The organism is Candidatus Vagococcus giribetii (assembly GCF_017316185.1).
Classification (GTDB): Bacteria; Bacillota; Bacilli; order Lactobacillales; family Vagococcaceae; genus Vagococcus; species Vagococcus giribetii.
The window spans coordinates 135,413-154,845 of the sequence record NZ_JAFLVX010000018.1 but is presented as its reverse complement, the minus strand read 5'-3'; the positions used below and the strand labels follow the sequence as shown (position 1 = coordinate 154,845).

The window sequence follows — 19,433 nt, the reverse complement described above, 5'->3', positions numbered from 1 at the left end:
TGATTACCCTCCATTGATGGTAATGTTTTTAATCGCATGTCGCCAGAAGGCCAGACATAGCAAAATAAAAACAATTAACCAACTAATTTCCATGACTAAATTTGTCATGATTTCTTGAGTGGAGAGTTTACCAAGGAAAACCATGGTTGGAAAGTAAGTCATATACTGAAAAGGTGTTTTTAAGAAAATTTCTCTAAGAGGACTTGGTAGCATAGCTAAAGGAAACAACGCTCCTGAAAGCAACTGAATAAAGGTTCCTTTAAACAATAAAAATCCCCACGAGTAATTAAGATAAAAGGCTGAATAACCAAACAATAAATTCACGCAAAACATTAACCCGACACTAAAAGAAATGATGACAATAAATAATAAACATCTACTGAGAGCTACTCCAAAACTCTCATGGATACTAATGTAAGCTACTACGCCGATAATAGCTGGTATTCCCACTAGTAAAATACTAGTAGTTGATCTTGCCAATCCTTGAAAGAACAATTTTGTTATGTAGGAAACAGGTCTTACTAATTCGTAGGATAAATTTCCCTCTTGAATGTCTCCTGCTACCTGAAAATCATTATCCAGTAACATAAATTGAGTAGCTATTGTTGAAATAATTGTATAAAGAATAATTTCTTCGTAATTAAGCCCTTCAATGACACCGCTTGCAGAATTAGCATAAACTAACTTCCAGATAAATAAAATCGCCATTAATTGGATAAAACCAGATAACAGATAGGAGATGAAATTAATCCGATACTTGGCCTCTCCTTTCAAGAAAAAGCGATAATAAGCGATTCCTTTACTCATCAAATCCCCTCCTTTTTGTTGATAGTAATTGATAGCGTTTTAATTATAGAGAAAAAGAGGGTTCCTTGCTACATGTTACCGATAACAGGTTAAAAGAAAAAACCACATCTTATAAAAGACGTGGTTTAAAAAAATAAGTTAGTTATTTTGTTTCATTTAAACGAGCAATTTCAATAATTAATGATGTTGCTTTTTCCATTGATTCAACGGCTACAAATTCGAAGCGGCCGTGCATGTTTTCCCCACCAGCAAAGATATTAGGTGTTGGAATACCTAAGTAAGAAATCTTAGAACCATCAGTTCCTCCACGTACTGGTTCGATAACTGGAGTAATATCAATGTTCTTCATCGCTTCTTCAACAAGAGTAATGATACTCATGTCTTTACGGATGATTTCACCCATATTGTAGTATGAATCTTCCATTGTAAGAGTGATTCGGTCTTGTCCAAAGTCAGCATTCATTTTATCAACGATGGCTTGTAATTGAGCTTTACGTGCTTTGAATTTATCCATATCATGGTCACGGATAATATATTCCATTTTAGCTTCTTCAGGGATACCACTTAAATCTAATAAATGGAAGAATCCTTGCGTACCATCTGTTTTTTCAGGTACTTCATCTTGAGGAAGAGCATTTTGAAGATCAATCGCAACTTGAATCGCATTGATCATTGTATTTTTAGCAGTCCCAGGATGGACATTTTTTCCTTCAATGTTGATAACAGCACCAGCTGCGTTAAAGGTTTCAAATTGAAGCTCTCCAACAGGTCCGCCGTCCATTGTATAAGCGAAATCAATGTCAAATTCATCTACGTTGAATTTATCTGCTCCAACGCCAATTTCTTCGTCTGGTCCAAAAGCAACCATAATTTTTCCATGTTTAATTTCTGGATGAGCAATTAAATATTCCATTGCTGTTACAATTTCAGCGATACCTGATTTGTCGTCAGCTCCTAAAAGTGTACTTCCATCAGTTGTAATCAATGTTTGACCTTTGTAGTTTTTTAAGTTAGGAAAATCAGTTGTGGTTAATTTAAATTTACCTTCTTTATCTAAGGGAATATCTGACATACCATCGTAGTTTTCAACAAATTGAGGGTTAACATTTGTTGCGTTAAAATCAGCTGTGTCAAGGTGAGAAATGAATCCCATGCTTCTGACTTCTTTATCTGTGTTACTTGGTAACGTCCCGATTAAGAAACCATTTTCAGTGTTATAAAAGACATCAGATAATCCAATTGATTCTAATTCTTTTTTCAAAGTTAACGCAAATTCTACTTGTGTTTGAGTAGAAGGTGTCGTTGTACTAGTTTCATCTGAACGTGTTTCTGTTTTAACATACTCGATAAATCGAGGGACTAAATTTTTATACATAATGATTCTCTCCTTTTAAATAAATTCAAATGGGTTTGTATTTGTTTCGCTCACAATAAAGGAAACATCCCAATTATTCTCTTTTTTCCATTGGTTGAACAGGTCCACAAATTTTTCTTTGCACAACTCTTCAATATAGTGCCCAGGGTCAATGACAGATAACTCTTCTTCAATCATGTCATGAGCCGTGTGATAGTAAACGTCACCGGTAATGTAGACATCTGCTTTCTTTTTCAAGGCATCTTTATAAAATTTTTCACCACTGCCACCGCAAATAGCGATTGTTTGAACTTCTTTATCCTTTGTATCAGTGATGAGTCTTAAGCCATCAAGTTTAAAGGTTTCTTTGACCTTGTTGGTGAAAGCCATTAGAGACATAGGTTCTTTTAGAGTCCCGATGCGTCCTAAACCATAATCATCTGTTAAATGATCCACTGTAAAAATATCAAAAGCTGGCTCCTCATAAGGATGACTTTTAATCACTGCTTCAACGACCTCAGATTGGATAATTGAAGAAAATAGAAACTCTACTCGGTCTTCTTCAACAGCCTCAACGTCATTTAAAGTCCCAATATAGGGAGTTGCTTCATTGATAGGTTTGAAACGACCAACCCCAGTACTTGTAAAACTGCAGTCGCTGTAATTAGCACCTATCTGACCTACACCAAGTTTACTTAGGTTGGAACGTAATATACCTGCATGGCTTCGGGGAATAAATACCACTAATTTTTTGTACTCAAAAGAATGTGTTTTGGTTAAAAAATCAGTTATCTCGACTTCAAGAGATTCTAAAAACCAATCATTAAGACCAGGAGATACAATATCCATGTTGGTATGAGCGGCATAAACAGCGATATCATGTTTCAGTAAGTCCGCATACATCTTTGTCTGAAAGTCATCTGTCGTTAAGCGTTTAAGGGCTCTAAAAATCGGTGGATGTTTTGCTACAATCAAATCAACCTTTTTTTCAATAGCTTCTTGAACTACCTCAGGACGAACGTCTAAAGTCATCATAACTTTCTCAATAGGCTTGTTTAGTGTACCAATATGAAGACCAACTGGGTCCCCTTTTTCAGCTAACTCTAAAGGACAATAGCTTTCCAAACGTTTGATAAACTCATAACCCATTAAACTCATGCAAGCACCTCTTTCACTAACTGAATTTTTGTCTGAACTTCAGCTATTTTTTTGGCAACATCTTTGTTAGATTTCTCTAATTGTTTTAGAATGTTCTCAAATTGATGGCATTCATGCTCCCATTTATTAAGGAATACACTTCCTTGTTGTTCTAATAGTTTAGGACCAAAAAGAAGCTCCTTCTCTGATAATGGCACAATCTGCTCTCTTTTTTCAGCAACTATAATTTCATAAGTTTTTTCATTTTCGCGAATGATGTCTTCTTTAACAATCTCGTAAGCATGATTAACTAACCATGTACGAAGAGTTGGTTCCCCGATATTTGGTTGTAGAATAAGCGTTTCTTTTCCAGTTAAATTACCTCCATGAAACCCTCTATCTAAAATATCTCTGATTAAAGCTCCACCCATACCACAAATCGAAATAGCAGTCACCGCATCAAGAGGTGTTAAGACGGCTAAGCCATCTCCTTTTCTAACATCAATCATAGAGCTTAAGTTAAGTTCTGCTACTAGATTTTTTGCAGACAGATAAGGTCCATCTACAACTTCACCTGCAATCGCAGAAGAAATCTGTTTATTCATTACTAAATAGGCTGGTAAGTAAGCGTGGTCACTACCAATATCTGCAAGGATAGCGCCTTTCGGGACAAACTCTCCTGCTCGGTGTAATCTTTTTGATAAGTTTTTGTAATCCATGTATCTACCATCCTCATTTTAATCTCATAAAATGATTATAACACTAATCAGTGAATTTTAAATAACTAAAGGTAATAAAAAAAGAGCTATCCTTTTAGATAACTCTTTATACTTATTATTCTAAGAAATCTTTTAATTGTTTAGAACGAGAAGGATGTCTTAATTTTCTTAAAGCTTTTGCTTCAATCTGACGAATACGCTCACGCGTAACACCAAAGACTTTACCTACTTCTTCTAATGTTCTTGTACGTCCATCATCTAAACCAAAACGTAAACGTAGTACGTTTTCTTCGCGGTCAGTTAATGTATCTAGTACACTTTCAAGTTGCTCTTTTAATAACTCGTAAGCCGCGTGTTCAGCAGGACTTGTTGCGTCTTGATCTTCAATAAAATCACCTAAGTGTGAATCATCTTCCTCACCAATTGGTGTTTCAAGTGATACTGGCTCCTGAGCGATTTTTAGAATCTCACGTACTTTTTCTGCAGGTAATTCCATTTCCGCACCGATTTCTTCTGGTGTCGGTTCGCGTCCTAAATCTTGAAGTAATTGACGTTGAATACGGATTAATTTATTAATTGTTTCCACCATATGAACTGGAATACGAATCGTTCTTGCTTGGTCAGCAATAGCACGTGTAATTGCTTGACGAATCCACCATGTAGCATAAGTAGAGAATTTGAATCCTTTTTCATGGTCAAATTTTTCTACGGCTTTCATTAAGCCCATGTTACCTTCTTGGATTAAGTCTAAGAACTGCATACCACGTCCCACATAACGTTTTGCAATACTTACAACTAATCTAAGGTTTGCTTCAGCTAATTCTTGTTTAGCTTCAGGGTCGCCTTCTTTAATTCTTAAGGCAAGAGCTACTTCTTCATCAGCAGTTAATAAGGAAACACGTCCGATTTCTTTTAAGTACATACGAACAGGGTCATTAATTTTAACACCAGCTGGTGCGATTAAGTCTTCCTCTTCTTCTTTTACTTCTTTTTTAGTCGTTACTTTTAGACTGCGTTCACTTGGTTCGCCGTTTTCATCAACAACACTGATTCCAGCATCTTCAATTTTTTGAATTAAGGTATCCATTTCGTCTGAGTTCAGTTCAAAAGGTGTTGCCAATTTGTCTGTTAATACGTCGAAAACAACTTGTCCTTTTACCTTATTTTCTTTGATAAACTTATCTACTTCTTTTTTATATGCTGCTTGATTATTTTCTAGCATAAAAAAAATCCCCCTTTAGATTAAATCGATTTAAGTTGTTTTTGTAGCGTAATTATATTAAGAGTTGTTTCAGCTTCTAAGTCGTTGTTACCAACTCGTTTTGCTTCTTGTTGTGCTTGTAGTAACTCTTCAATTTGTCTTTTGACACCGGCTCGTTGTAATACGAGGAGACAATCATCTAACTCTTGTTTTGTACTTTCTTCACTTAGGTTTTGCATAGTGACATTGATTAAAGTTGTTTTTAAGTAATCTTCTTTGAGATAGTCAAGAAAATCAGCAATGACAACTTCCCCATTTAAACTAAGGTAATTCACTAAGTGTAAATACAGCTCTTGATAGTGATCGTGGTAAAAGGCAATTGATTCTTTGGTAGATAAAAACTGATAAGCACTTCGCTCATTAAGCAACCGGTAAATCAAGGTCATTTCGGCTTTTTCAATTTGATCTACTTTTCTTGTTTCAAAATGCTTGGGAATAACAAGTTCTTTTTTTGATTGAACAGGTGAAAAATCAGAAAAAGAATCTTGCTTGTATGAACGTTTTTTATCCCGTAGTTCATTTTGTAAGGTATTCTTTGAGACGGAAAACTCACTACTTAGACCTGTTAAAGCCATATCGACTTCAACAATTGAATTGACTTTGACGAGTTCAGTTAAAATCTCGTCGATGTAAAGTAACTTGTCAGCTTCAATAGCTAAGTTTTTCTGTCGTTTTAAGTACTCTTTCTTAAACTGAAAAATAGTGGATCGATTGTTCTTTAACAATTGATGCAGTCCATCAGTACCGAATTTTTTACGGTAATCATCGGGGTCCATTTTATCAGGGATATCAATAATTTGAATCGTCATGGAGCTTTGATTGTTTAATAAATCTATGGCTCTATTGGTGGCTTCTATTCCTGCGTTATCTCCATCATATGCCAGTAGAACATCTTCACTCACCTTTTCAAGGGTTGCAATTTGCTCCACAGTTAAACTTGTTCCCATTGAGGCAACACCGTTTTTTGTACCAGACATCCAAGCTGAAATAACATCCATAAAACCTTCAAACAAAATGACTTCATTTTTCTTTCTGATTTCAGACCGTGCTTGATGGAAATTATAAAGAATGAACCGCTTATTGAAGAGTTCTGTTTCAGGACTGTTCAAATACTTTGGTTGGTCGGTGGCATCAAAGGACTCATCTAGAAGCAAACGTCCTGAAAAACCTATCACCTTCCCTTGGAAATTTGTAATGGGAAACATGATACGTTGGTAAAAACGATCTAACCAATCACCATTATCTAGCTGAAATAATAACCCTGTTTTTCGTAAGATATCTTCAGAATAGTGATCTTTTTCTAGTATTTTAAACAATAGTCTTCGATCACGAGGTGCAAAACCGATTTTAAACGTTTTGATGACTTCTTCTGTCAAACCTCGCTCTTTTAAATAAGCTAGTGCTTGTTCACCGACTTGCGTGTTGAGTAAAATGTGATGATATAAATCAGCAGTTTTTTCATGAATGTCTATCAACTGAGATTCTTCAAGCGCTTTTGGTGATAATGTTTGAGGTGTATGAGTCGCATTAATAGTCACATTAATACTAGCTAAATCAGCGACTTTCTCAACAGATTCAGGAAACGTAAGACCTTCGATTTCTTGAATAAAGGAGAAGACATTTCCTCCTTTACCACAACCAAAGCAATGATAAATTTGCTTGTCTTCAGCTACTGAGAATGAAGGCGACTTTTCATTATGAAATGGACAAAGACCTAAATAGTTCTTTCCAGACTTTTTCAATTGAACATATTGTCCAACGATATCAACAATATTCGTCTGTTGTCTGACCATTTCAATCGTTTCTTGAGGGATTAATTGCACCATTTTAATTAGCCTCCCCTCATCATTTTAAAAGTGACAAAAGTCGCACTGAATTCAGTGCGACTATATGACACAAATCTACAACATAAAGTATAACATATCCTATAAAATATGCCAATTTTTCTTCTTGTTTTCAAGAAAATTTTCTTACTTATCTAAGCAAAGCGTTTTTCTTTAACAATTACACGGTCTAAAACTAGTTTTAAGACAATTGAGATAAGCACTAAAACAACGAAAACTGGTAATGTTTCTTTTGTTAACACTGAGATTTCAAGTAAGTTTTTAAATAGCATAGCAGCTACGTATGTTCCTATGGTTGTTGTGACTGCTAAAAAGGCACGTAGTAAGTTAAATGGTAAACATGCTTTGATAACTGCCATTGAACTAACAGCAATTAACATGTAATACATCAAGGTTGTCATATCGATTGTAGACCAGTTGTTCATCGTACCGAACAGATAAATGAAGACAACATTTAACACAACTAAAATGGCATTGGGTAAAGCACGACGTAAAGCAGTGGGTAAAAATTTAGCCGTTACTTTTCGTTTGTCATTTTCAAATTGTAAGAAGAAAGCTGGGTAACCTTCAATTGCTAAATCAAGTAATGTAATTTGGACTGGGATAAAGGGAAATGTCACAGCACTCAACGCACAAAGAATAGATAAAATTAATGAATAGATTGTTTTAATAAAGAAAATACTAGATACTTTCGTCACATTGTTAACAACACGACGACCTTCAAATAAGACATCAGGTAAGGTAGTGAAATCTGAATTTAGTAAAACTAAGTTAGAGATTTGGCGTGTGGCGTTATCTCCTTCGGCCATAGCGATACTACAATCAGCTTCTTTTAAGGCTAATACGTCATTCACACCATCCCCTGTCATCGCAACAACATGTCCTTGTTCTTTTAACTCTTGAACAAGCATTTTCTTTTGTTGCGGAGACACACGACCAAAAACTCGGTAGTCTTTTACAACGGCTTTTACTTCTTCTTCTGTTTTTAATTCAGATAAGTCAATGAATTTTTCATAACCTTCTAAGCCAGCACGTCTCGCTACGTTTGAAACTGTAACTGGGTTATCACCAGAGATAACTTTAATATCTACCCCTTCTTCTTTAAGATACGCAAGAGTTTCATTTGCATTTTGGCGAATAGGATCATCTATTTTGATAATTGCTAAAGGTGTTAAGTTTGGTAGCTGATTTTCATTAATCATTGTTTCAGAGCTGATACCAAGCATTAACACACGATAACCTTCTTCTTGAGCTTCGTTGATTTGACTGGGTAGTGATTCTTCATCAAATAGTCTTTCTGGTGCTCCTAGACAAATGGTTCCAACAGAATCAAGAACCATGGCTCCCCATTTTCTTTCAGAGGAGAAACTAATGACTTGTTGGGCTTGAAAAATTTCTTCTTCTTTAAAGTAGTCTCTAATAGCTTGCATCGTAATATTGTTATCAGATGATGCGTACATGTAACTGCTCATGATTTGGTTAAAATTATCTTTGTGCTCATCAGCTAAAATAATAGTTTCTAGGACCTTCATTTTACCTTCAGTAATCGTTCCTGTTTTATCTAAACAAATGACATCAACATGAGCTAATGTTTCTACAGAATACATATCTTGGACTAATACTTGTTTCTTAGCTAGTTTGGCTACAGCGGTTGCTAGAGCAATCATAATAAGTAAAACCATTCCCTTAGGTAACATACCTAAAAGGGCTGCTGCGGAAGCAACAACGGAATTTTTAAGACTACCACCACCAAAGAAAAATGCTTCTACAAATAAAATAATGCCTAAAGGAACGATGACATAACTTGTAAATTTAGCTACTTTTCTAATAGAAGAAACTAACTCAGAATTAAATGGTTTATGAATTTTTGCTTCATTCGCAATTTTAGTTGCATAGTTGTCTTTTCCTACATGAGTCACCTTAGCGTAACATTGACCACTAGAAATAAAACTTCCGGATAGTAATTGAGTGTCCAATTCTTTTTTGATTAAATCAGATTCCCCTGTTAATAACGCTTCATTTGCTTCAACAAATCCCTGAACAACAACCATATCAGACGGGACTTGATCTCCAGCGATTAATTTAACGATGTCGTCTAAGACAATATCAGTTGAGCTAATCTCGATTTCTTCGCTATTTCTAACAACAGTAATGCGATCCTCATTGATAATTGATAATTTTGCAATTAAATTTTTTGCTCTAATTTCTTGGATAATACCAATTGTCACGTTCATGATGATAATCACCATGAAAAATAAATTACTAAAAGCTCCAACAAGTGCTAAACATATACCAATTACTAAGTTAAGAAAGTTAAATAAGGTAAATGTATTGTCTTTAATAATATCTTTTGTTGATTTTGATACATCCTCATTGTAATTATTTTGTTGATTCTTTGAAATGCGTAATTGAACTTCCTCAGAAGTTAATCCATTAAGTTTATTAGCCATCTTTAAATTAATCATTCCTTTATTTTTCTTAAAAAGTCTGTATTTACCATTATACCTATTTAGAGTTCTAAAAGAAATCAAAATAAGAAAAATTTACAAATTAAAAAGCAATCCCACTAAAAGGATTGCTTTTTAGATTAATTTGCTAGATCTGTTTCTTTTTTATTAATATCTCCTGAGTCACCTTCAGGCGTTTTTCCAGGTAAATCAGCAAACTTACCATTACTGATACCAAAAGTAATATAAGAGTCAGAAGCAATATACTGATTATAAGCACTCATTTTAACGATTTCGCCTTTTTGAGCATCAGAATCTACGTAGTATGTTCCGTATGTAATGTTAGCTCCTTTAGAGTTAAAATCGTCATACAAGAACTTAGGAATATCCCCTTCTAATTGACCGAAGTATGATTTGATATAAGGTTGTCCGTAAGAATAAATGACTTTTACGGATTTACTATTTTTAGCTGTTAATTTTGTCCCTGCTTCAACAGATTGACTAATCAATTGACCATAAGGGACGGCATCTGAGAAGAGTTGTTGAATGGATAAATCCAATCCTTCAACAGCAGTAAGGCTTGACTCAGCTGAATAGTAACCATAGTTAGGGACAATAATTGCTTTTCCTAAAGAAATTTTGACACTCATTTTATCTTTTTTAGCAATTTTTTTGTTCTTTTCAATACTTTGGGAAATGATTTTACCTTCTTCAATCTTATCAGAATCAACTTCCTCATAAGTCATTGCGATACTATTTTTTTGAGCCCAATCTTCGACATCATTTTTCATTTTGCCAGAAAAATCAGGAACAGGAATATCTTTTTCAAAGACTTCTTTTCCTTTTGAGTAGTAGACATTTAGACTATCTCTTCGACGGTAGTTCTCAGAAGTGACTTCTTTATCACTAAAATCCATACGAATGAATTTTCCTTTTTCTACCTTATCGCTATACTCTGTTAAGATACTCAAATTCTCAGCTTTATTCTTTGTCACAAATTCTGAAGCTTCTTTTTCACCCATTGTTTTAAAGTCAGGTAGTTTGATTATCTCTTCAGGGTCAGGACCTTCACTGACTGTTAATGAAATTGTTGAGCCCTTCTTCACGTTTTTACCAGGAGCGACACCTTGCTTCATGACATCACTAGATTCACTTTTAAGGGAGTAAGCTTCTTTAATGTCTAATTCCATTCGATTTTCGGCAGCCCATTTTCTGGCATCTGTTACAGACTTATCTTGGAAATCTGGCATTTTAATACGAGTCATTTGATAATAAACCACATAACTCAGAACAAGAGCTATGATAATCGAGGCCCCTATTACGATTTTTTTGCGTTTTTGCTTTTTACTATACTCTGGGTCAATTTCAATATCGTGTAGCTCATTTGAATCGTCTGAAACAGACTCAAGTTTTCTTGGCCTTGACTCTTTAACAATTTCTTCGTTGTCTTCAATCAAGTTTGGATTGTCGAATAACTCTCTAGCTTGATCTGACGAAGTATGTTTTCGTCTACGTTTTTTTTTCTTTGGAGTGTCTGTAGTTTCTTTTTCTTTAGGTGCGTCTTTTTTTACAGTGTTTTTCTTCTTTTTAGGGAGATTCTCTTTATAATCATCACCTGAAAAGTTGGATAAAAAATCACTCATATTCTTTTAGAACCCCTTTTTTAAGAACAAAAGCCTTGTCTGATTGCATGGCAATTTCTTGCGAGTGAGTAACAACAATGACGCATTTATTGTGCTCATGGGCAAGTAATTTGAAGATATCAACAATTTCTTGTTCCATCTCTTCATCTAGGTTCCCTGTAGGTTCATCAGCTAAAATAATATCAACATTTGTTGCTAAAGCTCGAGCAATGGCAACACGTTGCTGTTCTCCCCCAGAAAGTTGATTAACAATGCGATTTGCTTTGTCTTTTCCTAAACCAATATAGTCTAATAAGTTATAAGCTACTTTATGTTGGTCTTCTGGCAACTCATTTTCGGTGATTGCCATAGGTACTAAGACGTTTTCAACTCCTGTTAGATAAGGTATTAAATTGTAATGCTGAAAAATAATACTAATATCATTTCTACGATAGTTTTCTAAACCGATTTGTTTGATATTTTTGTTTTTATAGTAAACCGTTCCTTTTTTAGGACTATCAAGACCTGATAGTAAAGAAAGTAATGTTGTTTTTCCTGAACCAGATTGACCAACAATTGTATAGAAAGTCCCCTGTTCAAAATCAACATTAGTGTTTTTTAAGATATAGCGGAGCTTGTCTCCGTCTTGATAGAAATAATCTAATTTTCTTGCTTTTAAAATGGACATACCAACATCCCCCCTACATCATTATTTTTTTCGGATTTAGTCGCATGATATAAATCAACGGAGCAACTGTAGATACTAATACAACACCAATTCCAACTACATAAAACAGAATAATATACGTCGGATTTAATGAGACGTTATAAGCATCAATAACATCATCTTCTGTGACATTATTATTTGATAATCGAGCGTATTCCCAATCATCCATATTGAAAGACCCATAGCCATTATCAACAGTTTCTGTTTTTTGCGTTTGAATCAATGACTTAGAAAAGCCTTTTGCTAGCATATTACCAGTGAATACTGAAATAGTAATCGCTACAAAAGCAACTACTACAACTTCAAAAACAATTTGACCAATTACTTTTGATCGTTTTTCACCAAGAGACAGATAGATACCTAATTCATGTTTTCTATCTCGTAGGAAAAGAATTGTTACCAAAGTAATAATAAGGATAGAAGCTAAAACAGAAATAATTAATACCAGTTTTGAAATTTTAGACATTCCTTTAACAGGACCTGCTACTGAATCAAACTGATCCGAGCTAATTAAAACTTTAGCGTATTTATTTTTGCTGTCTTTAAGAATTTTTTGGGCTTTAATTCTAAAATCTTCAGTCATTTCAGGTGATTTTAGTGTATAAGTCGCTGTCGCAAAATCCATATCCTCTTGTTGTTTTAAAAATTCTTCCTTAGAAATTCCACCATACATATCAGGATTTTTTTCAAATTCTAGTAAACTAGTTTCTTTACCTACTTTTGAAACAAAGCCATTTGGTGCATAGATAGAGTTAACTCGTTCCATGTAATTAGATTCATTTTGCATATCAGAGTTATCATTCTTTTTAGATGATTTTTTTTCACTTTGTAAAACAGAGAAAGTCCCAATTACTTCAACTTGATAATCTTTTTTGACTGGATCGATTTTAGTTTCTGATCCATCTTCTGACATCATCATTCCCATTGCTGTGTGGTAATCGATTACCATTTTATCTCCAACTCTAAGGTTGTTCTCTTTAGCAACATCTTCAGAAATCATTACTACATTTTTATTTTTCTCAATCTCATCTTTTTCAAAGACACGACCATCAGTTACTTTAATAATATTATTTTTAACATCTAAAACTTCATTAAAGTTAACGCCTTTAAGGGTAAAGTTTGAAGTTTCACCATCACCCACAATGAAATCTTGATTTTTTGATTGTGCCATCTTTAATTTCATTGTATTAATGTACGTTGTTAATGAATAATCGTAATAGTTAACTTCATCCAATTTGCCAATTTCTGATAATGTCTCTTGCTTTGGCATCGTGATTTTTTCGTAAACACTATCATCATTTTTTGCATCTTTTTCAATTTGTTCAACGTCTTGGGTAATGGTTGCCACGGCACCAAGCTTTTTCTTGATACTAGACTCAACACTTTTAGTTCCTTGATCAATGGCAATGGCACCAGCCATTACGTTTCCAAGAATCAAAATAACGGCAAATAATATAATTGATTTCCCTTTACGACGTGTAATACTTGCCAATCCACGTTTAATAAAATTCATTTTTCACCACTCCTTTAAAAAATTCCCTAACTATTAACCATATTTTAACATTCTTTTTATTGGAAGGCATTACAAATCGAAAAAAAGGAGGATAATCCAAAATTATCCTCCTTAAGAATGGTTATTTTACAATTAATTTGTCTAAGCTTGCGAATGATAACGCCATTTTAGCAATTTCTGTTAATTGGTTAAGACGGTTGTTACGCACATTTTCATCTTCAACCATAACCATGGTATTTTCAAAGTATGCTTCAATTAATGGATTTAGAGCCTTCAAGGCATTGAAGTTTTCCGTTAAGGTTAACTCATTAGCTGAGGCTTTAATATCATTAAAGGCTTTATGTAGGTTTTTCTCAGCTTCGTTTTCAAATAAATCAGGGTCAACAGCATTAGAACTATTTTCTAATTTTTCAGCTAAGTTAATGACACGAGTTAGTGACTCAACAGTTGGTTTAAACTCAACTGTTGCTGCATTGTCTCTTAAAATAGTTGCAATTTCAAACATTTGATTTAAATCTGATTGATCGCTCTCAACAACTGCTTCAATAATATCGTGACGAATGGCTTTACCGTTAAACCATTGTTTCATTCTACCTTTTAAGAAAGTATCAATTGGTTGCTCAGTACCTTCAAGATGGATACCAAACAATGACTCATTTGTATTAATCATTGCTTCAATTTCATTGTGTAAACGATTAATTGGGAATGCCCAACCTTTATTTTCAATGATACGGATAATACCATATGCTTGACGTCTTAAGGCGTATGGGTCGTTTGATCCTTTTGGCGTTAAACCAACTGAGAAGAAGGTCATTAATGTGTCTAATTTATCAGCAATAGCTAATACAGCACCTATACTACTTTCAGGTAAATCTCCATCACTTGATTTTGGTAAGTAATGTTCTTTGATGGCTTTAGCAACTGCTTCACTTTTTCCTTGTAATAAAGCATATTTTTCACCAATCACACCTTGAAGTTCTGGGAACTCATCAACCATTAAAGTCACTAAGTCAAATTTGTAGATGTGACTTGCTTCTTTTAACTCTTGTTGTTCTTGTTCTGTAAGACCAACTTCTTTAGCGATGATTTGAGCAATAGCAGAAACACGTTGCATTTTCTCATAAATTGAGCCGATTTTTTCATGGAAAGTAACATGTTTTAATTTTTCAACGTAAGTATCGATTGAAACCTTAATATCTTCTTGGTAGAAGAACTCAGCATCTTCTAAACGAGCTTTTAACACTTTAGCATTTCCTTTAGCCACGTTTTCGATATGCTCTTTGTTTCCGTTTCTCACACCGATGAAGTGATTTAACAATTGGTTTTCTTTTGTTAAAACTTCAAAGTAGCGTTGATGCTCTTTCATTGATGTAATTAAAATTTCAGAAGGAACACTCAAGTATTGTTCTTCAAAATCTCCAACAAAAGCAGTTGGGTATTCAACTAAGTTGTTAACTTCTTCAAGTAAGTCTTCATCTACAGGAATAACCCATCCATTAGAAGTTTCGATTTCTTTAATTTGAGACACGATCATTTCTTTTCTTGTATCCGCATTTACAACGACACATTGAGCTGCTAAATCTGTTTCGTAACTTGCTGATGATTGAATATCAGTATCTTCACCTAAGAAACGATGACCACGGCTAACTCGGCCACTAGTTACATCGAATAAAGACATTGGGATGACTTCTTCATCTAATAATGCAACTAACCAATGAACAGGTCGAATAAATTTATATGAGTAGTTCGCCCAATGCATAGACACTGGGAAAGTTAAACTTTTAACCACGTCAGTTAAATCTACTAACACATCTTCAACAGGTTTTCCCTCGATAAATTTGTTGACGTAAACATAGTCTTCACCATTAAACTCTTGGAAGAATAAGTCTTCAACTGATGCTTGTTGCCCACGAGCAAAACCAATAGCCGCTTTACTCCACTCCCCAGCGTCATTTTGAGCGATTCTTTTTGCAGGTCCTTTGGCGATTTCTTCAATGTTTTCTTGTTTTTCAGCTAAATCATTGATACGAATAGCAAAACGGCGTGGTGTTGAAAATGATTCGATTGTTGAGTAACTTAAACGATTATCAGCTAAAAAAGTAGTCACTTTTTCTACGAGCTGCTTCATACTTGGCGTCACAATATGAGCAGGGACTTCTTCTAAACCAATTTCCATTAAAAATTGTTTTGTCATGTTATTTTTCCTCCTCTAATTGTTTTAGTAGAGGGAAACCTAATTTTTCTCTCTCTTCTACAAATGATTTCGCGATTTCACGAGCCATGTTACGGATTCGAGCTAAATAGCCTGCTCTTTCAGTCACGGAAACGGCACCACGAGCATCTAATAAGTTAAATGTATGGCTACATTTTAAAACATAATCATAGGCTGGATGGGCTAATTTTTTCTCAATACAAATTTTAGCTTCTTTTTCATAGGTATTGAATAATTCTAATAGCATCTCTTGGTTACTAACTTCAAAAGAATACACAGAATGTTCATATTCAGGTTGAACGAAGATTTCTCCGTATTTAACACCATTTGTCCATTCTAAATCATAGACACTTTCCACTTCTTGGATATATGAAGCTAAACGCTCAATACCATAAGTGATTTCTGATGTTACTGGTTTACATTCTAAACCACCTACTTGTTGAAAGTAAGTAAATTGAGTAATTTCCATACCATCTAACCAAACTTCCCAACCTAAACCAGCACAACCCATAGAAGGATTTTCCCAGTTATCTTCAACAAAACGAATATCATGTTGTAATGGATCAATTCCTAATAATTTTAAACTATCTAAATATAATTCTTGAATATTTAATGGCGATGGTTTCATCACAACTTGGAATTGATGATGTTGGTATAAACGGTTTGGGTTATCTCCGTAACGACCGTCTGCTGGTCTTCTTGAAGGCTCCACGTAAGCTGCGTTCCATGGTTCTGGTCCAATAGCTCTTAAAAAAGTATAAGGGCTCATTGTACCTGCCCCTTTTTCAGTATCGTATGATTGCATTAACATACAACCTTGGTCAGACCAATATTTTTGTAATGTTGAAATCATTTCTTGTACAGTTAACTTATGACTCATCTTGTCATCCTCCTTATTTGTATACAAAAAGTCCCTATGCTTGATGTGACTCAAACATAGGGACGAATAATTATCGCGGTTCCACCCTACTTCCAGTAAAAAGAACTGGCAGCTTCATTTCAATACTCAGGAACGCCTTTGAAAAACAGATTATTTCTGGCTCTCACCTTTCCAGAATCGCTTAACTAATCTCACTTATTTTTCTTTTTTTCCGTCAACGTATGTATCTAATTGTTAGGTTAATCTTAATCTTTGTTCCTTGATTTGTCAATATTTAAACGTCATTTATTCTTTTTTCAGTAAATCTTCCCATGATTTCATTTCATCAATAAATTTTTTACTTTTTAGAAAAATTCCGACGTACTCATTATAAATCTCATCAAGAATAAAACGAATGTTGGCTTTGGTTTCTTTTTTCAAGGTAATCTCATTAATTTGCTTATAGGAAATATGAGAGAACAATCTCACAAAATGAAGCCCAACTGGATCAAAGTGGGAACGATGTTCATCTACATGCCAATGGTTTTGGCACAACACGCCGTGATTGGCAAAAGAATAATCAAATTTGCCTTGCTGGTTGCCACAAATAACACAACGATTCCAATTAATACTAATACCAAAGCGTTCGAGAAGTTGCACTTCAAAAATATTCGTAATAATCTCAGGATCATATCCTTTATTCAGTAAAGTTAGTGCCTCTAAAGTAAAACCAAATAGAGCTGGGTCATACAGATGATCTTCAATAGCAACATCAACTAAGTTCAACAAATAAGTGGCATAAGCTGAAATAAAAATATCTGTTTGAATTCCTTCAAAAGGTTTAATTTCTTTCACACCATTTAAAAAGGACAGTCCTTCTTCTTTGATATCTGCAATATAAAGAGCATTTGTAAAGGGTTGTAGAGCAGCTGTTAAGGGATTGTTTTTTCGGTTAGCACCTTTGACAAAAAACATTTTCTTCCCGTAAGATTCTGTAAAAATTTTGACAAGTTTGTCTTTTTCCCGATAATTTCTAGCAAATAAGACTAAACCTCTTACTTCTTCTTGATGTCTCACATCTCTCTCCCCCAATCAGCATCAAAGAAAAAAGGCAGACCATTAAGGGATTAGCTTAATCGTCATACCTTGTATACTAATAATCCATTTCTTTATAGCCAAAGTTTTGTAAATCTTTTTGTTTATCGCGCCAGTTCTTTTGAACTTTCACCCATAACTCTAAATAAACTTTATTTCCTAATAGGTTCTCAATGTCTTTACGGCTCTTGATACCGATATTTTTAAGCATTTTACCGCCTTTTCCAATGATAATCCCTTTTTGGCTATCTCTTTCAACAATAATCGTCGCCTGAATATGAACTTTATCAAATTCATCACGTTTCATACTCTCAGTAATAACCGCGATTGAGTGTGGCACTTCTTGTTCAGTTAAGTGAAGGGCTTTTTCACGAATCAATTCAGATACGATAAAATACTCAGGATGGTCTGTTACTTGATCCTCAGGATAAAATTGAGGTCCTTCAGGCAAGTCGTTTGTTAATGTTTCAAGTAAACGATCAACGTTATTCCCCTCAGTTGCTGAAATCGGAATAATTTCTTTAAAATCAAGTTGTTGACGATAATCTTCGATGATTGGTAATAATGCATCTGGATGAATCGTATCAATTTTATTAATAATCAAGTAAATAGGTGCATCTGAATTTTTTAAACGTTCAATGATGAAATCATCTCCACGTCCACGAGGCATATCAGCACTTACCATAAATAAAATAGCATCTACTTCACGTAAAGCACTGTAGGCCGTTTCAACCATGAAGTCCCCTAATTTTGTTTTTGGTTTATGAATACCTGGTGTATCGATAAAAATAATTTGCTCGTTTTCTGTTGTATGAACACCTTGAATTTTATTTCGAGTTGTTTGAGCTTTATCACTCATAATGGCAATTTTTTGAGCCACTACTCGGTTAAGTAACGTCGATTTCCCTACGTTCGGGCGACCGATAATCGCAACAAAACCAGATTTGAATCCTTCTTTAAACATATAGTTAGTCCTTTCTTAGACAAATAAATCCCATAGTTTGGGTAAAAATATAAGACAACCAATAATAGCAGCAAAGATTGCTGAAACTAAAACAGCGCCTGCTGCCATATCCTTGACCTTTTTAGCTATTTCATGGTACTGGTGATTAGTGATTAAGTCAATCACATTTTCAAATGAAGTATTAATGATCTCAGTAACAAGAACAGATGACATCGCAAAGAGTAAAAATAACCATTCAATCACGCTGATTTTTAATAAAAAACCTAATAGAACAACCATTAGACCAAAAGAAACATGATAAGTCATGTTTCTTTCTTCTTTCATCACTGTCCGAATTCCTTCAGAAGCGTGTTTGAAGGATTCAAAAAAATTTTTATTTTTTCTTGTCTTCATGTTATCTTTTTAGACCATAGTCATCTAAGATTTTACGTTGAAGATCAAACATTTCTTTTTCATCTAAGTCATTCATGTGATCATAGCCATTTAAATGCAAAAAGCCATGGACAACAAGAAAACCAAGTTCTCTTTCAAAAGAATGATTAAACTCTTTTGCTTGTTCTTCAATTTTTTCAACTGAAACGATAATGTCACCAAGGTTTCTTGGAATGTCAAAACCTTCCATAATGATAGGCGTTTCGTCCATACCCTCATCCTCTAATGCGAAACTAATCACATCTGTTGGTGCATTTTTATCGCGATACTCACGATTGATTTCATGAATTTCTTCGTTGTTGACAAAAGTGACTGACATTTCTGTGTCATCTGGTAGTTCTAAGTGAGAATCTTTAGAAGCAAATTCAATGATGTCTGTTGCTAGTGTTAATTGCTCTGGTGTTAAGAGCTTTGTTTTATCTAAAAGAGTGATATCCATC

16 protein-coding genes are annotated in these 19,433 nt (G+C 34.4%); all 16 read right to left on the bottom strand.

Annotated features, from left to right (window positions below; genetic code table 11):
• Positions 1-3 precede the first annotated feature (3 nt).
• Positions 4-807, bottom strand: a complete 804-nt coding sequence (locus DOK76_RS07380) for an ABC transporter permease (RefSeq protein ID WP_206966335.1) — start codon at positions 805-807, stop codon at positions 4-6.
• A gap of 142 nt (positions 808-949) precedes the next feature.
• Positions 950-2,182, bottom strand: coding sequence for a peptidase T (gene pepT / locus DOK76_RS07375; RefSeq protein ID WP_206966332.1), 1,233 nt, complete (start codon positions 2,180-2,182; stop codon positions 950-952).
• Positions 2,183-2,197: 15 nt separating this feature from the next.
• Complete coding sequence (locus tag DOK76_RS07370) at positions 2,198-3,319, bottom strand: Nif3-like dinuclear metal center hexameric protein (RefSeq protein ID WP_206966330.1); 1,122 nt, start codon at positions 3,317-3,319, stop codon at positions 2,198-2,200.
• Positions 3,316-4,017: a tRNA (adenine(22)-N(1))-methyltransferase gene (locus DOK76_RS07365; protein WP_206966328.1), complete on the bottom strand. Its 702-nt coding sequence runs from the start codon at positions 4,015-4,017 to the stop codon at positions 3,316-3,318. Before DOK76_RS07365 ends, DOK76_RS07370 begins: the two co-directional genes overlap by 4 nt.
• Before the next feature lie 115 nt (positions 4,018-4,132).
• A complete protein-coding gene (gene rpoD / locus DOK76_RS07360) occupies positions 4,133-5,239 on the bottom strand; it encodes an RNA polymerase sigma factor RpoD (RefSeq protein WP_206966326.1) in 1,107 nt (368 codons plus the stop codon).
• A 20-nt stretch (positions 5,240-5,259) separates the two neighbouring features.
• Positions 5,260-7,104 carry a DNA primase gene (gene dnaG, locus DOK76_RS07355; protein WP_206966324.1) on the bottom strand — a complete coding sequence of 615 codons (1,845 nt, stop codon included), beginning with the start codon at positions 7,102-7,104 and terminating at the stop codon, positions 5,260-5,262.
• Between the two features lie 152 nt (positions 7,105-7,256).
• The gene (locus tag DOK76_RS07350) at positions 7,257-9,572 is read right to left on the bottom strand and encodes a cation-translocating P-type ATPase (RefSeq protein ID WP_206966512.1); all 2,316 of its coding nucleotides are present in this window, start codon (positions 9,570-9,572) and stop codon (positions 7,257-7,259) included.
• 137 nt (positions 9,573-9,709) lie between these two features.
• A complete protein-coding gene (locus DOK76_RS07345; RefSeq protein ID WP_206966322.1) occupies positions 9,710-11,212 on the bottom strand; it encodes a PASTA domain-containing protein in 1,503 nt (500 codons plus the stop codon).
• Positions 11,205-11,879, bottom strand: a complete 675-nt coding sequence (locus DOK76_RS07340; protein WP_206966320.1) for an ABC transporter ATP-binding protein — start codon at positions 11,877-11,879, stop codon at positions 11,205-11,207. Before DOK76_RS07340 ends, DOK76_RS07345 begins: the two co-directional genes overlap by 8 nt.
• A 13-nt stretch (positions 11,880-11,892) precedes the next feature.
• A complete protein-coding gene (locus DOK76_RS07335; protein WP_206966318.1) occupies positions 11,893-13,431 on the bottom strand; it encodes an ABC transporter permease in 1,539 nt (512 codons plus the stop codon).
• 121 nt (positions 13,432-13,552) lie between these two features.
• The gene (gene glyS / locus DOK76_RS07330; RefSeq protein ID WP_206966316.1) at positions 13,553-15,625 is read right to left on the bottom strand and encodes a glycine--tRNA ligase subunit beta; all 2,073 of its coding nucleotides are present in this window, start codon (positions 15,623-15,625) and stop codon (positions 13,553-13,555) included.
• A 1-nt stretch (position 15,626) separates the two neighbouring features.
• Positions 15,627-16,523, bottom strand: a complete 897-nt coding sequence (glyQ, locus tag DOK76_RS07325) for a glycine--tRNA ligase subunit alpha (RefSeq protein WP_206966314.1) — start codon at positions 16,521-16,523, stop codon at positions 15,627-15,629.
• A gap of 285 nt (positions 16,524-16,808) precedes the next feature.
• Complete coding sequence (gene recO / locus DOK76_RS07320; RefSeq protein ID WP_206966312.1) at positions 16,809-17,579, bottom strand: DNA repair protein RecO; 771 nt, start codon at positions 17,577-17,579, stop codon at positions 16,809-16,811.
• A gap of 76 nt (positions 17,580-17,655) precedes the next feature.
• The gene (gene era / locus DOK76_RS07315) at positions 17,656-18,561 is read right to left on the bottom strand and encodes a GTPase Era (protein WP_206966310.1); all 906 of its coding nucleotides are present in this window, start codon (positions 18,559-18,561) and stop codon (positions 17,656-17,658) included.
• 15 nt (positions 18,562-18,576) lie between these two features.
• The gene (locus tag DOK76_RS07310; RefSeq protein ID WP_206966308.1) at positions 18,577-18,954 is read right to left on the bottom strand and encodes a diacylglycerol kinase family protein; all 378 of its coding nucleotides are present in this window, start codon (positions 18,952-18,954) and stop codon (positions 18,577-18,579) included.
• A gap of 1 nt (position 18,955) precedes the next feature.
• On the bottom strand, positions 18,956-19,432 hold the full coding sequence (gene ybeY, locus DOK76_RS07305; protein WP_206966306.1) for an rRNA maturation RNase YbeY: 477 nt from the start codon (positions 19,430-19,432) through the stop codon (positions 18,956-18,958).
• Position 19,433 lies beyond the last annotated feature (1 nt).